This is a genomic window from Bradyrhizobium iriomotense (assembly GCF_018129405.1).
Taxonomy (GTDB): Bacteria; Pseudomonadota; Alphaproteobacteria; order Rhizobiales; family Xanthobacteraceae; genus Bradyrhizobium; species Bradyrhizobium iriomotense_B.
Map to the genome: position 1 here is coordinate 665,781 of NZ_JAFCLP010000002.1, position 12,978 is coordinate 678,758.

Annotated in this window: 14 protein-coding genes; 9 read left to right on the plus strand and 5 right to left on the minus strand. The window is 60.2% G+C overall.

Annotated elements, in window-relative coordinates; translation table 11 throughout:
• Positions 1 to 137 precede the first annotated feature (137 nt).
• Complete coding sequence (locus JQ592_RS07880) at positions 138 to 467, plus strand: nuclear transport factor 2 family protein (RefSeq protein WP_211402284.1); 330 nt, start codon at positions 138 to 140, stop codon at positions 465 to 467.
• A gap of 121 nt (positions 468 to 588) precedes the next feature.
• On the opposite strand, the gene JQ592_RS07885 is transcribed toward JQ592_RS07880, so the two are convergent.
• Entirely contained in the window at positions 589 to 1,257 is a 669-nt protein-coding gene (locus tag JQ592_RS07885; RefSeq protein WP_211402285.1) for a helix-turn-helix domain-containing protein, read from the minus strand.
• A gap of 399 nt (positions 1,258 to 1,656) precedes the next feature.
• On the opposite strand from JQ592_RS07885, the gene JQ592_RS07890 reads away from it, so the two are divergent.
• The 3 genes from JQ592_RS07890 (at position 1,657) to JQ592_RS07900 (ending at position 4,627) form a co-directional block, all read left to right on the plus strand.
• Positions 1,657 to 2,511 carry an arylamine N-acetyltransferase family protein gene (locus JQ592_RS07890; protein ID WP_211402286.1) on the plus strand — a complete coding sequence of 285 codons (855 nt, stop codon included), beginning with the start codon at positions 1,657 to 1,659 and terminating at the stop codon, positions 2,509 to 2,511.
• Between the two features lie 448 nt (positions 2,512 to 2,959).
• The gene (locus JQ592_RS07895) at positions 2,960 to 3,994 is read left to right on the plus strand and encodes an alpha/beta hydrolase family protein (protein WP_246820222.1); all 1,035 of its coding nucleotides are present in this window, start codon (positions 2,960 to 2,962) and stop codon (positions 3,992 to 3,994) included.
• A 216-nt stretch (positions 3,995 to 4,210) separates the two neighbouring features.
• Complete coding sequence (locus JQ592_RS07900; RefSeq protein WP_211402287.1) at positions 4,211 to 4,627, plus strand: RidA family protein; 417 nt, start codon at positions 4,211 to 4,213, stop codon at positions 4,625 to 4,627.
• A 188-nt stretch (positions 4,628 to 4,815) separates the two neighbouring features.
• Here the strand turns inward: JQ592_RS07900 and JQ592_RS07905 are convergent, their stop codons facing one another.
• Positions 4,816 to 6,459: a winged helix-turn-helix domain-containing tetratricopeptide repeat protein gene (locus tag JQ592_RS07905; RefSeq protein ID WP_211402288.1), complete on the minus strand. Its 1,644-nt coding sequence runs from the start codon at positions 6,457 to 6,459 to the stop codon at positions 4,816 to 4,818.
• A 157-nt stretch (positions 6,460 to 6,616) separates the two neighbouring features.
• Here JQ592_RS07905 and JQ592_RS07910 point away from each other — a divergent pair, with 157 nt between their 5' ends.
• The gene (locus JQ592_RS07910) at positions 6,617 to 6,898 is read left to right on the plus strand and encodes a hypothetical protein (protein ID WP_211402289.1); all 282 of its coding nucleotides are present in this window, start codon (positions 6,617 to 6,619) and stop codon (positions 6,896 to 6,898) included.
• Positions 6,899 to 6,919: 21 nt separating this feature from the next.
• Here the strand turns inward: JQ592_RS07910 and JQ592_RS07915 are convergent, their stop codons facing one another.
• On the minus strand, positions 6,920 to 7,072 hold the full coding sequence (locus tag JQ592_RS07915; RefSeq protein WP_211402290.1) for a hypothetical protein: 153 nt from the start codon (positions 7,070 to 7,072) through the stop codon (positions 6,920 to 6,922).
• Positions 7,073 to 7,130: 58 nt separating this feature from the next.
• Entirely contained in the window at positions 7,131 to 8,708 is a 1,578-nt protein-coding gene (locus tag JQ592_RS07920) for a winged helix-turn-helix domain-containing tetratricopeptide repeat protein (RefSeq protein WP_211402291.1), read from the minus strand.
• A gap of 146 nt (positions 8,709 to 8,854) precedes the next feature.
• Between JQ592_RS07920 and JQ592_RS07925 the strand changes: the two genes are divergently transcribed.
• The 3 genes from JQ592_RS07925 to JQ592_RS07935 all read left to right on the plus strand — a co-directional run bounded on the left by JQ592_RS07925 (position 8,855) and on the right by JQ592_RS07935 (position 10,813).
• Entirely contained in the window at positions 8,855 to 9,148 is a 294-nt protein-coding gene (locus JQ592_RS07925) for a DUF1127 domain-containing protein (RefSeq protein ID WP_211402292.1), read from the plus strand.
• 166 nt (positions 9,149 to 9,314) lie between these two features.
• Positions 9,315 to 10,325 (plus strand): alpha/beta hydrolase, encoded by a 1,011-nt coding sequence (locus tag JQ592_RS07930; RefSeq protein ID WP_211402293.1) that lies wholly within the window; start codon positions 9,315 to 9,317, stop codon positions 10,323 to 10,325.
• Positions 10,326 to 10,513: 188 nt separating this feature from the next.
• Positions 10,514 to 10,813, plus strand: coding sequence for a hypothetical protein (locus JQ592_RS07935; protein WP_018642713.1), 300 nt, complete (start codon positions 10,514 to 10,516; stop codon positions 10,811 to 10,813).
• 183 nt (positions 10,814 to 10,996) lie between these two features.
• Here JQ592_RS07935 and JQ592_RS07940 read toward each other — a convergent pair whose 3' ends face one another.
• Entirely contained in the window at positions 10,997 to 12,229 is a 1,233-nt protein-coding gene (locus tag JQ592_RS07940) for an MFS transporter (protein WP_211402294.1), read from the minus strand.
• A 130-nt stretch (positions 12,230 to 12,359) separates the two neighbouring features.
• Between JQ592_RS07940 and JQ592_RS07945 the strand changes: the two genes are divergently transcribed.
• Positions 12,360 to 12,953, plus strand: a complete 594-nt coding sequence (locus JQ592_RS07945) for a TetR/AcrR family transcriptional regulator (RefSeq protein ID WP_211402295.1) — start codon at positions 12,360 to 12,362, stop codon at positions 12,951 to 12,953.
• Positions 12,954 to 12,978: the final 25 nt, after the last annotated feature.

The following is a 12,978-nucleotide window of genomic DNA, read 5'->3' on the forward strand; positions in this document are numbered from 1 at the left end:
CCTTCGGCATATGGCCGGGGCCGGGTCGGGGTATTAAAATACAATTAATCGTTTGGAGAAAGAGGCTTAGCGGGGTTAACCCGACCTAAAATTGCAAGTTTTGACGATATGGTTATGACGGTATGCAGGTAAGAAATATGTCCTTTGACCCGATGGGCGTTGCGGTTGACTGGCTCGATGCCTACCGCGCGGGCGATATCGAAGCGATCCTGGAAATGTATGCCGACGATGCCGTGGTCCATTGCGGCTGCGGCTGCGTCAAGACCATTACCGGCCGCGAGGCATTGCGTGCCTATTGGGTCGATCGCCTCCGGGAATATCCGGCAGGCACGTTGGACGATCTCAATCCCTACCACGACGGGACCATTCTCTCCTACATCACGAGTGCCGGCGTCATGAGCGCGCTTTTTGCGTTTGACGACGCCGGGAGGATCAAGGAGTTGGACTGCAGTCCCCCCCACCACTAGACCCGCGGCGTCATCCAGGCCCGCTTGTTCACTAGCGGTCAGTCAGGCTGGCGCAATGCGCCATCGTCGGCCGCTTGAACGCCGGCATGAGGGAAGCTTGCCAGGCCGGAGAAAGCGGCCGTCAGGCGTCGATCCTGGCGAGAGCGCCACGGTCGACCAGCTCGAGCCGCCGCTGCGTATTTCCGTCAAAGCGCAGCAGTCCTTCGTCTCGCAGGATCGAAAGCGCCCGGGACACGGTCTCCAGGGTCAGTCCGAGATAATCGGCGATGTCGCGGCGATTCATCGGCAAGATCATCACGTCCGGATGCTGCAGCCGCTCATCCATTTCGAGAAGGAATGCCGTCACCCGCTCGAGCGATGTCTTTCGGCCGAGGAGAAGCATGTGGCTCTCGGCGTGCTGAAGATTCTGGGTGACGAATTTGATGAGGTCCTTGGTACCCGCGCCTCCATTTCGCACCGCCTCTAGAATGCTGCTGCGCCGCATGAGGTGGACATTGGTTTCGACGATCGCTTCAGCCGTAAAACGGTGAATTGTCTCATTCTCGAATCCGAACATGTCGCCGGGCAGGTGGAACGCGTTGATCTGACGGCGACCGTCCGGGAGAAGCTTGTAGGTGCGCACCGCGCCGGAGATGATCTGGTAGACGTATTCGGGCTCTTCGCCCTCGCCAAAAATCTCGAAGCCCCTGCGATACCTGAATTCGCAGCAAGACATCATCCGCTCACCGGCCAGAGCAGCGAGCTGCCCGTCGATTTGCATGCGGGGTGCGGCATTGATCCTCACCAGCATTGTTCGACCTCCCTGAAGGTTCAACACATGCTAGGCAAATACGGCGAGGCGAGATTGATCGGACGCAAACTCGGGAAAAACTAGCAATTACCCGGAGCGTTTCCAAGGCCCTCCTGGAGAAGCCGGGCAAAAGGAAGCCGCCAGCCCTTGGGGAAGCCGACGGCTTTGGTGGGTCGCGTAGTGGGGCTACGCAACCCTTCCCTAGGTCAGCGGAAAGGCGGCCTATTGATCGAGATCAAACAAGCATCGGGGCGCGGCGAATCGTCTCTCGAAGTCGACGATGGGCCAATAGCTGCCATTCCCGAACTCCAATCGAGCCAGGCCGTCGCACGGTTACTTCTGGGACGCCGGGCCGAGGAATGCCAATATGGGCCCCACCAGACCCCCGGAGTGCGTGCGATGTCCGACGCTCAACTCGACCAGAAGGCCTGGCTTGCGCGCATCGGCTATAAAGGGTCGCTCGCGCCAACGCTCGAGACTTTGAATCGGCTTATTCTCGCACACTCGCATTCAATTCCATACGAAACGCTCGATATCATGCTCGGGCATCCGCCCAAGCTCGATGTGCCTACGCTGCAGCAGAAGATGATTGCCGGCGGGCGAGGCGGATACTGCTTTGAACAGAACATGCTGTTCCGAGCCGGACTCCGGTCGCTCGGCTACAGGATCACAAGCCTGCAAGGGCGGGTCGTGCGCGGGCTGGAGATTGACGCGCCGCGCCCGGCCATCCACATGTTGCTGAAAGTGGACCTGCCGGAGGGCACTTATCTTGCAGATGTCGGGTTCGGCAACCTCGCGCCGACCTGCGCGCTGATGCTCGTGCCGCAGATCGAGCAAGAGACCCCCCACGAGGTCATGCGCTTCATCGATGTCGGCGGCGAGCTGACGCTCCAGGCGCGGCTCAAGCATGGCTGGCAGCACATTTACCGGGTCATTCCTTACCCGCGCTACGATGGCGAATACGAGATCACCAACTGGTACACGGCGACACATCCAGACACGCCGTACCAAGGCAACATCATCGTGGCAAAGCCGGGACCGAACAGGAGCCGGATCACCATGTACAACGCGCGTGTCACCGTCCGGGACGCAGACGGGCATGCGGAGAAACGCTGGCTGATGACCGAGAGAGAGTTCAGGGACGTGCTATGCGGCGAATTCGGACTAAACATGTCCGACCAGCAGATCGATGAGTGCATCGCCGTCATGAAGGCGAAAGGAACGGGAGACGCGCCCCACCCGTTCTTTGCTTAGGCTCTCTTCGAGTCGACTTCCGGATTGGTCACAAGCGACCCATCACGACCAGGCAGTGCGGCGTCCCTGTAAGCCTCCAAGCAGCAAGTCGTAGCCTGTGTAGGATGGGTTGAGCCCTTGCGAAACCCATCATGTTTCGTCATCGATGGACGGATTGATGGGTTTCGCTTTCGCTCTACCCATCCTACGAGCTACGAGCTTAGGCTCTCTTCGAGTCGACTTCCGGAATGGGTAAAAGGCTGCCCTGGGCAGCTCCACGATGCTATTCCGCTCAGCTCTCGAAAGCGGACAGTGCGAGGCCAAGAGCGGAAGTCAGCTAAGGGCCAAGAGCAGACCTTGGCAGCCTATTAGGCATGGTCCGCTTTGCCAAGGAACCAAACATGCCGCGCTCCCTACGAATTTGGCCGAGCGTCACAAGCTGACGAAGCCTCTCGCTAGAAGCGAGAACTTGCCGAGAACAAAACGTTTAAGTAGAATTCATCGCGAGTTGATCTCGGAGAAGATGATGCTCGTCCGTACATGCTTGCTCGCTGTGATTCTTGCGTCTGTCGTAAATGCCGCTCTCGGCGCTGGACTCCGCCGCTCTGACGTTCCCGCTGGAACGGAAGGGCCAGCCATTCAAGTGCTAGTCTGGTATCCCTGCGCGGACACGCCCAAGCAGATTGTCCTGGGACCATTTTCGCTGCCCGCCGTGGCAAATTGTCCTCTCAATGCGCACGAACTGCCCCTTATCGTCATTTCGCATGGTCGGGCCGGGTCATTTCTGGCACATCACGACACTGCGGAGGCCCTCGCCGAAAACGGTTTCATAGTCGCTGCCCTCAATCATCCTGGCGACACCGCCGAGGATTTAAGTCAAACTAATGATCTATCGGTCTGGATCGAGCGGCCGAAAGAGGTCAGACGCGTTATCGACTTTCTGATCCACACCTCGGCATTTGCGGCCACCATCGACTCGAACCGTATTGGCTTCTTTGGTTTCTCGCGCGGTGGTTATACTGGGCTAGCTCTGTTAGGAGGTGACGCTGATTGGGTGATCGGTACGACCTTTTGCCAAGAACACCCGTTGTACCAGCTCTGTCGGCGTGTTCTCAGCAACGACGTTCCAGCCGAGCCGCTTGCGCACGATCCACGGATTAAGGCGGCTGCCCTCGCCGATCCGCCAGCTCCATTTTTTTCATCGAGGAGCTTAGCTTCCATCAATGTGCCCGTGCAGCTATGGGCTTCGGAGTTCGGCGGCGACGGCGTCGTTCTTCAAGATGTTTCGGCCGTCCACCAAAAGTTGGGATCACAACAGGATTATAGAATAGTTCCGAATGCGGGCCACTTTGCCTTCTTTGCGCCTTGTACGGCAGAGCTGTCTGCACAGGCTTCCGAGATTTGTGCAGATGCAGCTGGGTTCGATCGGCCTGCTTTCCACAAGCAACTCGATGCGAGCATCGTGGACTTCTTTCGAACAACCCTGAGCAGGTCGGCAAAATAAGCTCGAAGCTTGCCGGCAGACTCATCTTTAAACGCTCAGCGTGTCCGTTCCGGGTCAACAGGCGACTTCGCCGACCCATCCGCGCGTGGTCAGCTTCCCACCTGAAAGCCGACGTGGGGCCAAGTAGAACGTAATGGGGGCCATAGCTGAAGTGTCGTATCGTGTTCGTATGCTCTATTGTGTCGCGTCGTCGATCCGCGCCCAAAAGGAGCTGCAATGAATCGATCCATCCATGTTGCTGCAGGACTGTTTGATAGTAGGCCGTATGGCTTTGCTCAGGTTGCAGTCATCCGGACCCCGTTCGGTGACGTTGTAAATGTTTCCGGTCAGGTCGCTTGGGACGTCGAGCGGAAAATCGTTGGCGCCGGTGACATCGGGCGTCAACTTGAAAAGAGCCTCGAAAACCTAGCTGTCGCGTTGGCATCGGTCGGTGCAACGCTCAATGATGTCGGTTCACTTCGACTCTATATCAAGCAGGGCCATATGCATGAAAGCGACGCGATCAGTGGCGCCCTGAGGGCGATATTCGGCGAGAACCCGCCTTGTGCAACCTGGATCGGGGTGCCGAGTCTCGCCAATGACGCGTTTCTGATCGAGGTTGAACCCTCCAATGTTTTTCTTCCCCGCAAGTAGATGGTGGACGGCTGCAGTGGCTCAAAAGGCGATATCGCACAGCGCCGCAGATTTCCGAGTTGGGTCACAAGCAACCATCGCGACCAGGTAGCGCGGCTCCGCTATAAGCTCCCAAGCAGACGAAGCGACCACACGCCCCGCCTACGGCGCACCTTGCGCCAGTGCTCTGCCAGGCGTCCGCCGTCTACTTACCTGATGCCGGCAACAGCCAGTCCTTCAGCGAAACGATCGACGAAGCCTTGATCGTTGCAAAAAAAGAGCTCCTGCCGCGCCGTCTCTATCCTGTAATCCGGCTTGCGTTGCAGCAGCTCAGCGGTTGCCACGCGTGCCTGCACCCTTTCATCCAGGCGGCCAAGGGACGCCGCCAGTGTCGCATAAGCGCGATACGTGGCGTTCGGTTGCCGCGTCGCCCTGCGCGCAAACTCCACCGCAATGTCGTATTCTTCGAGCGAGAAATGCGTCCAGGAACGAACGTGGTGAAAGCTCCAGAGATGGCTGTCGCGGGGACTGAGCATCGTCGCGCGATCAAGCAGCGCCTCGGCTTCGAGCTCCCGCCCGCACCACAGCAGATTGAACCCTTGTGCAAAATATCCCTGCGCGAAACTTGGATTGAGCTCCAGCGACGTGTCGATGGCCGCCAGCGCCTCGTCGTTCTGACGCATCAGGCATAGCGCCCGTCCAAGGGCGCAATGACAAAAGCAATCGAGCTCATCGAGCGTCACTGCGAGACGCGACTGGCGCAACGCCGTTTCCAGTCGCGCAGGCCGCGTCTTCGGATCATCATAGAGCGCGCGCTGGATATTGACGTAGGCAAGCGCACCATGTCCGCGCGCAAAGCCGGGATCTGCCGCGATCGCACGCTGGAAATAGTCCTCGGCCGAGTCGAATCCAGGCGTGGTAAATCGCCAGAGATTCCACAGCCCGCGCTGGTAACAGTCCCACGCGTCGAGGCTTTCGGGCGCCTTTCGTGCGGCGAGCTGCTGCTCCACTTTCGACAATTCGGGTTCGATGGTGGCGGCGATCTGCTTGGCCATCTCTTCCTGGATATCGAAGATATTCTCGAGTTGAAGTTCGTATTTGTCGGACCAAAGCTGCATCCCGTCCGCGGCCCGGGTCAGCTCTGCCGTAATCCTCACCACATCGCGGCTCTTGCGAACGCTGCCGGACATGACATAGCTCACACCGAGCTGTGCGCCGACGTCGCGTGCGTCGACGACCCGCCCCTGGAACCCGATCGTCGAGTGGCGCGAGATCACGGAAAGCCAGCGGTTGCGGGCGAGAAGCCGGATGATGTCTTCCGTCAATCCATAGCTGAAATATTCGTTCTCCGGATCACTCGACATGTTCGTGAACGGCAGCACGGCGATGAACGTACGTGAATTTGCCTCTGCCTTGACCGCTTCCGAAACGACGTCGTCGAGATGGGACACGTCGGGAGAGAGCGATGCCTGTTTCGGAACGTCGATTGTCGCGCGGTGGTCCGGCGCCAGCCGGATCGCATCGGCGTCGGAGCCGCCGATCGCCTGGACCTGAGCCACGAACCGGAAGCCACGCCGATGCAGCGTCCTGATGAAGAGCTGATCCGTTCCGTTGTCGCCGAGCACGCGCCGGGCGCCGTTGATGCGGCTGGAAAAAGCCGCCTCGGAGATGATGCGGCCGTTCCACACGATGTCGATCAGTTCGTCCTTGCTCACAACCCGCTCGTGGTTGCGCACCAGATGAACGATGAGATCGAAGACCTGAGGTTCAATATGGACAGGCGTCCCCTCACGTCGAAGCTCCTGCTGGCTTAGATCGACCTCGAAATCCGAAAAACGGTATTTAGCTACCATTATCATTTCCTTGCCGAGGCTGGCCGCGTATCGCCGCTGTCGTCGAAACAATCTCCAACTCAGGAAAAAACCAACGTGTCCTGAAGAAATCCGCCAAGCGTGAGGGATCGGTCGAGTTTAAAGACCGGCCAACCATCGTTCAACCGGAGAAGATGCCATGATCCGCGCGTCTGATCGTCTGCACCGCTATCGTGCCGGATGGTTTGCCGTCATGGCACAGCGCGGCTCCCTGCAGGCGCTCGCATCCCTCCCGTCCGCGACGACGCCGACCTTGAGGAAGAAGGTTCTGCTGCTGGCGGCGCGTCTGAGGCGCCTGTTCAACGCGTGGGCTGCAGCGTCGATCGCTCATCAGGCCGCTTCAGCTGCTCGGCAACCGTGCGATCATCCGGCAACGCGCGGCATGTCCTCCAGCGCGGCGCGAGCGGCCCGCGATGCCTGAGCGGACCGCACGACGCTCCGCCTACGCCGCCTTCAACACCGGGGCCGGCGACTGCGACGGCCGGATCAGCGCGAACGCCACCTGCACGATGCCGCCGGCAAGGCCGAGCGCGACGCCTATGCGCCAGGCCATGGTGTAGGAGCCGGTGCGTCCCCCGTCGGGGCCAGCGAGCATGTCTCAAAAAGGGCCAAGAACGAACATCGCCACGGGCGAGACACCTTGGCTGCGATTGTCATTCTGGCAGCCCTGCCTGCCGCAATCCTGCTCCGTATAGCCCGAGATCCTCCGCATGCTGATAAGGGCCCAGCACGTTTTTGAGATTGGAAATACGTAGACCGGGATTCACCTGCCGTAGCCGAACCATTGCCATATGTGCTTGCTCCCGCCGTTCGGCCATTGCGTTGCTTGCGGCGGAGATGCGTAGTGCAGGTTGAAAGTCCGGACTGTCCTGCAAGGCCATCGTTGCCCACGATGCCGCTTCGTCATATTGGCGCAGGAAGAAATGTGCATGCGCGGTCCCGGTTCGGGTACCCATCACGCGCGGATCAAGCGGGTTTAGACGCATGGCACGCGCGAAGCGCTCGATTGCCAGTTTTGGCTCTCCGAGGTAATTTTTGATCCAGCCGCCACAAAACCATGCCTCGGCCAAATTGGAATTGAGCACAAGCGCGCGGTCGACCAAGGCAGCGCCCAGCGCAAGATCGCGAACAACAAACGCTAACGCCCACCCGCCGCGGGAAAGTGCGAGCGCATCATCCCTGCCCGACTCAACGGCCCGCTGAGCCAGCCTCGTTACTTCGGCGATCTCGTTTGCTGTGCCTGAAATCCAGCCAGCAGTCTTGGCGTTGGCGTAGCAAGAAGCGGCACGGGCGTAGGCTGACGCAAAAGCCTGGTCGAGCTGGATCGCACCGTTGAACAGGCGCAATGCCTCGTCGAACGCTTGCCGGCTCGCAAACTGATAAGTCTGGGCCAACCCGCGCAAGTAGAGTGCATAGGCGTCGAGACTCTCGGTCGGCTTGCGCTTGGCCCGCTCGATCTCGGCTTTTTCCACCGCTGGCGCGATCGCCCCGACAACGCTCTCGGTAACCTGGTCCTGCAGATCGAAGATGTCGCCAAGACCGCCATCAAACCGGTCGGCCCAAAGGTGTATCCCAGTGGCAGCATCGAGGAGCTGTCCCGTGATGCGCACTCGGTTTGTCGTTTTGCGAACGCTCCCTTCCAACACGTAGCGCACCCCGAGCTCGCGCCCGACCTGCTTCACGTCGACGGCGCGTCCCCTGTATGTGAAACTCGAATTGCGGGCGATGACGAACAGCGCCTTGAAACGAGACAGCGCGGCGATGATGTCCTCCACCATCCCGTCGGCGAAATATTCCTGCTCTGGATCGGAGCTCAGATTGGTGAAGGGAAGAACCGCGACCGAGGGTTTATCCGGGAGTGGGAGAGCGGGTTTCGGCTCTTCTTCCAGATTGTCGGTGACCGTCGCGCCTGCAGGTCCTTGCGCTTCCTGCACTTGTCCAACGAAACGAAAGCCCTTGCGCGGCAATGTCTTGATGAGACGCTGCTTATCCCCGGAATCGCCGATTGCGCTCCGGGCGACGTTCAGGCGCGTCGTCAGCGCCGCATCGGACACGCTACGCCCGTTCCAGACGGCTCTAATGAGATCGTCTTTGCTGACCACACGCTCCCTGTTCCGGATCAGGTAATCAAGTAAATCGAATACCTGTGGCGCGACGGAGACGACGTCTGCTCCGCGATGCAGCTCGCGCCGATCAGTATCGATTGCGTAGTTCTCGAACATATAGCGCAATTGCCATTCCCTCAGTTCGAGGCTCTAGCATCGATTGCACCGCAAAGAATAAGCCGCCGGTGAGGAAAATGTAAGCCGAATGTCAAGCGTCCTCTGTCCCGCCTCGGCACTCTCGTCTGGGTAGAAAGTAACCAGGAGATGCCGCGATGAGCACGACCCATGGTGCAACGGGATTGGGGCAGACAGGATCAACATGGTGTGCCTCCAGCTTCTTCAAGAGATATTGGGGGGCGTTTCTGGAACGGCGCAAACGTCAGAGATTACGAGCCGCGTTGCTCGACTTAAGTGACAGGGAGCTAATGGATATCGGGACGACGCGCGGTGAGATCGACTACGTCGCGTCGCACTGCTCTGTCGACCCACGAGGCATCCGGTCCACATCCAGTGATTCCCTGATATTCGGTACGACAAACGCACCATTCCTAGGGACCGATGTCTGACGTTCGTTGCAATGAACTCCGAAAGACCGGACACAACGCCGCGGGGCAGCGATCTTCCTCGCTGATGTCAACCTGAAAGAGTAGAGTGCGGTTCGCCGGGTTTGCCTGGCGCGACCTCCGGCTGACACGGGACCGGCAACCGGTCCACAAAGCAGGGAGGAAGATTATGCTCATTGCGGTTGATCCAGCGCAAAAACTCGTGACCGAGGAGTTCATGATCGACGCCGCCGATCCTGGAATAAAGCTGTACGTCAGAAACAAACGGACGGAGGATTTGAAGCAGTTTATCTCGGAGAAAACGTTGCTGTTCGTTCACGGTGCGACGCAGCCGGCGGAGGCGACTTTTGATCTTCCGATCGAAGGACTGTCCTGGATGGACTACATCGCCCAGCATGGTTGGGATGTGTATTTGATTGATGTACGAGGCTACGGCCGATCCACGCGTCCGCCGGAAATGGATCAGCCAGCCGCCAGCAATCCTCCTATCGTCACGACCGATGTGGCTGTGAAGGATGTCGGTTCCGCAATCACCTTCATTCTCCAGCGGCGAGACGTATCGAAGCTCAGTCTTATGGGCTGGTCGTGGGGGACCGTGATTATGGGCGCCTACACGGCCGACCATAGTGACAAGGTCGACCGGCTGGTGCTCTATGCGCCGCAGTGGCTGAGGGCCTCACCGCCGCCGCAAACTGCGAGCCCGCCATTAGGAGCTTATGTTGCGGCAACAATGGCGACCGCCCGGGAACGCCTGCAGGCCGGCGCACCCGACGATCGCAAGAACGATTTGATGCCGGCGAAGTGGTTCGAAGCATGGTCGGCGGCCGCATTGGCCAGCGATCCGGTCGGGTCAAAGCAAGAGCCGCCGGTGCTATGCAGTCCAGCTGGCGTGTTCCAAGACATCCGAATTTACTGGGACGGGGGCAAGCCATATTACAACCCGGAGAAAATCAAGAATCCTACGCTACTCGTCGTCGCCGAGTGGGATCAGGCGACTCCCAGCCAGGGTGCGCAAGCGCTCTTCCACAAGCTGCCGAGTGGCCCGAACAAGCGACTCGTTGAGATCGGTGAGGGAACACATATCGTTATGCTGGAGAAGAACCGGATGCAGCTTTTCGAGGAAGTGCAATTCTTCCTCGATCGGGCACGCGTTTACACGCCCGAACAGCTCAGGTCTTGATATCGGCCCACCGGTTTTAGCCAGTAACGATGTGAGCCGAGATACGGCAGCGTTACTGTCTCTTGCGAACCCTGAACCAAAATCAATCGATGAAGACAAACCTTCATCGAGATTGCATTGGGGTTCGCTCCCAAAGGTCACTCGATACATGCCTCTTGGACATTTTACATCGCTAAGGAGGTAGTCCCATGCCGATCGTTCAATTCACTCGCTTCAAAACCGACAAGCCCGAGGAAATGACCAAGGTTGTCGGGCGGGCGAAGAAAATCTTCGAAAAACACGGCGCCGAATTTCTTCGGCTGTCCCGTTTCCACACCGGCCATTGGGCAGGAGAGTTGCTGGTTACGACGCGCTACGCCAATTGGGAGGTCTACGGCAAAGTGCAGGAGGCCGTGGCAAAGGACCCGGAGTTCGCGCAGGTGATGGCTGACGGGTTGAAGATTGCCGAACTACAGGGCCGTAACATCGCTGTTAGCATCGATCTCTAGTCCGGGCGCCACCCGGCGGCAAACCACGTTGAGCGCGGAGGCCGCTGGACATATTGCCAGCGGCCTTTTTTCAATTTTGGGCGCCCTCCGACCAATGTCGGCTTCGGGACAAGCAACCATCACGACCAGACAGCGCGGCGTCCGCTGTCAGCCTCCAAGCAGACGAAGCGACCACACGCCCACCTACGCCGTCCGCAACACCGGCGGCTGCGACGGCCGGATCAGCGCGAACGCCACCTGCACGATGCCGCCGGCAAGGCCGAGCGCGACGCCGATGCGCCAGGCCATGGTGTAGGAGCCGAGCGCGTCGTAGAGCACCCCTCCTCCATAGGCGCCGAGGAAGCTGCCGATCTGGTGGCTCATGAAAGCGAGACCCTGGATCATCGCCTGCCAGCGCAGGCCGAACATCTCGGCGACCACGCCTGCGACCAGCGGGCCGACGCCCATCCAGAGGAAGCCCATGATCGCGCCGAACAGCAGCGTCGAGAACGACGTGGCCGGCAGCATGAAGTACCAGGCGAGCGCCAGCGAGCGCAGGATGTAGATGCCGCCCAGCAGCGCCAGCTTGTTCCAGCGCTGGCCGGCCCAGCCGAAGAACAGCGAGCCCAGCACGTTGAAGCCGCCGATCATGCCGAGCGTCTGCGCGCTCAGCATTGGATCGAGGCCGCAGATCGCAAGGTAGGACGGCAGGTGCGTGGTCAGGAACACGAGCTGCATGCCGCAGACGAGATAGGCGCACGTCATCACCACGAACGGCGCGTTGCCGAACGCCGTCCTTGCCGCGGCTGCCGCCGAGGCATCGCCGATGTCATCGGCGGCCGGCTTCGGCAGCGGGATCCTGTCGACGCGGCCGGCATACCAGGCGGCGGGGATCATCAGCACCGACATGATGACGAAGCCGGCAAGGCCGATGCGCCAGCCAAAGCCTTCGTTGAGCATCTGCCCGATCGGCGCCGACAGCAGCGCGCCGAGCGAGCCTGCACCGGAGACGATGCCGAGCACGGTCGAGCGCACCGTCGCAGGCACCGCGCGCGCCGCCACCGACATCGCGATCGCGGCTGCGGTGCAGGCCAGCGACGTCCCGATCAGGATGCCGCCGCCGATCATGATGCTGACGAGCCCGTTCGCGGTCGCCATCAGCGCGAGCCCGGCAATGTACATCAGCGCGCCCGCGATCATGATCGGGCGGAAGCCGTAGCGCACGGTGAGTGCGCCGGCGGGCGGCTGCAGAAAGCCCCAGGCGAGGTTCTGCACGGCCAGCGCCAGCGTGAAATCCGAGATCGAAATGTGGATGTCGTGCGTCAGCGGCTGCATGAAGATGCCGAGGCTCTGCCGCAGCCCCATGCTCAGCGTCAGCATGATCGAGGCGCCGATCAGGATCGGCAATGTCGGACGCAGGACCTGCAACAGGGGCATTTTTCTTCTCCCTTTTGGGCGCGGCACGCGTGCCGACGTCTGTTTTTGCCGATGATTTTGATTACACAGACCTGTGTACTTAGGCTATAGTTGGTCTCAGCTGTCAAGCGAACAGGACGCTTAGCTCTGCATGGCTCCCCCGCCCGCCCCACAGACGATGAAAGAGCGGATCCTTCAGACCGCCGACAAGCTGTTCTATCTGCAAGGCATTCGCGCCATCGGCGTCGACACAATCGCGGCCGAGATCGGTATCAGCAAGCGCACGCTCTACAATCACTTCCCGTCCAAGGACGCGCTGATTGCGGCCTATCTCGAGCGCCGGTTCGTGCACGCCCGCCCTTCCGACAAGCCACCGGCCGAGCAGATTCTCGCCACCTTCGATTCGCTGGAGCGGCGCTTTGCGGCGAAGGATTTCCGCGGCTGCCCGTTCGTGAATGCAGTCGCCGAGCTCGGGCCTTCCGACCGCGCCGTGAAGAAGATCGCCATCGCCTTCAAGGAAAGCCGCCGCCTCTGGTTTCGCGACCGCCTGACCGAGCTCGGCGTTGCCGATGCGGACGCGCTGGCAACGCAGCTCGTGCTGCTGGTCGACGGCTCGATCGCACAGGACCTCGTGCGCGACGATCCCGCGATGGCCCGCGCCGCGAAGGAAGCGGCCACGGTGTTGTTGCGGAATGCGGGGGTGGATGTGGGGGAGCCAGTGAAGCGCAGGCGCGCACCAAAATAATCACTGTCGTCCCGGCGAAGGCCGG

Excerpts from the sequence above, each read along its gene's own strand:
- JQ592_RS07930 (WP_211402293.1), top strand. The coding sequence starts at position 9,315 with ATGCTCATTGCGGTTGATCCAGCGCAAAAACTCGTGACCGAGGAGTTC.
- JQ592_RS07915 (WP_211402290.1), bottom strand. The coding sequence starts at position 7,072 with ATGCTCGCTGGCCCCGACGGGGGACGCACCGGCTCCTACACCATGGCC.
- JQ592_RS07890 (WP_211402286.1), top strand. The coding sequence starts at position 1,657 with ATGTCCGACGCTCAACTCGACCAGAAGGCCTGGCTTGCGCGCATCGGC.
- JQ592_RS07880 (WP_211402284.1), top strand. The coding sequence starts at position 138 with ATGTCCTTTGACCCGATGGGCGTTGCGGTTGACTGGCTCGATGCCTAC.
- JQ592_RS07935 (WP_018642713.1), top strand. The coding sequence starts at position 10,514 with ATGCCGATCGTTCAATTCACTCGCTTCAAAACCGACAAGCCCGAGGAA.
- JQ592_RS07900 (WP_211402287.1), top strand. The coding sequence starts at position 4,211 with ATGAATCGATCCATCCATGTTGCTGCAGGACTGTTTGATAGTAGGCCG.
- JQ592_RS07910 (WP_211402289.1), top strand. The coding sequence starts at position 6,617 with ATGATCCGCGCGTCTGATCGTCTGCACCGCTATCGTGCCGGATGGTTT.
- JQ592_RS07885 (WP_211402285.1), bottom strand. The coding sequence starts at position 1,257 with ATGCTGGTGAGGATCAATGCCGCACCCCGCATGCAAATCGACGGGCAG.
- JQ592_RS07940 (WP_211402294.1), bottom strand. The coding sequence starts at position 12,229 with ATGCCCCTGTTGCAGGTCCTGCGTCCGACATTGCCGATCCTGATCGGC.
- JQ592_RS07925 (WP_211402292.1), top strand. The coding sequence starts at position 8,855 with ATGAGCACGACCCATGGTGCAACGGGATTGGGGCAGACAGGATCAACA.
- JQ592_RS07905 (WP_211402288.1), bottom strand. The coding sequence starts at position 6,459 with ATGGTAGCTAAATACCGTTTTTCGGATTTCGAGGTCGATCTAAGCCAG.
- JQ592_RS07945 (WP_211402295.1), top strand. The coding sequence starts at position 12,360 with ATGGCTCCCCCGCCCGCCCCACAGACGATGAAAGAGCGGATCCTTCAG.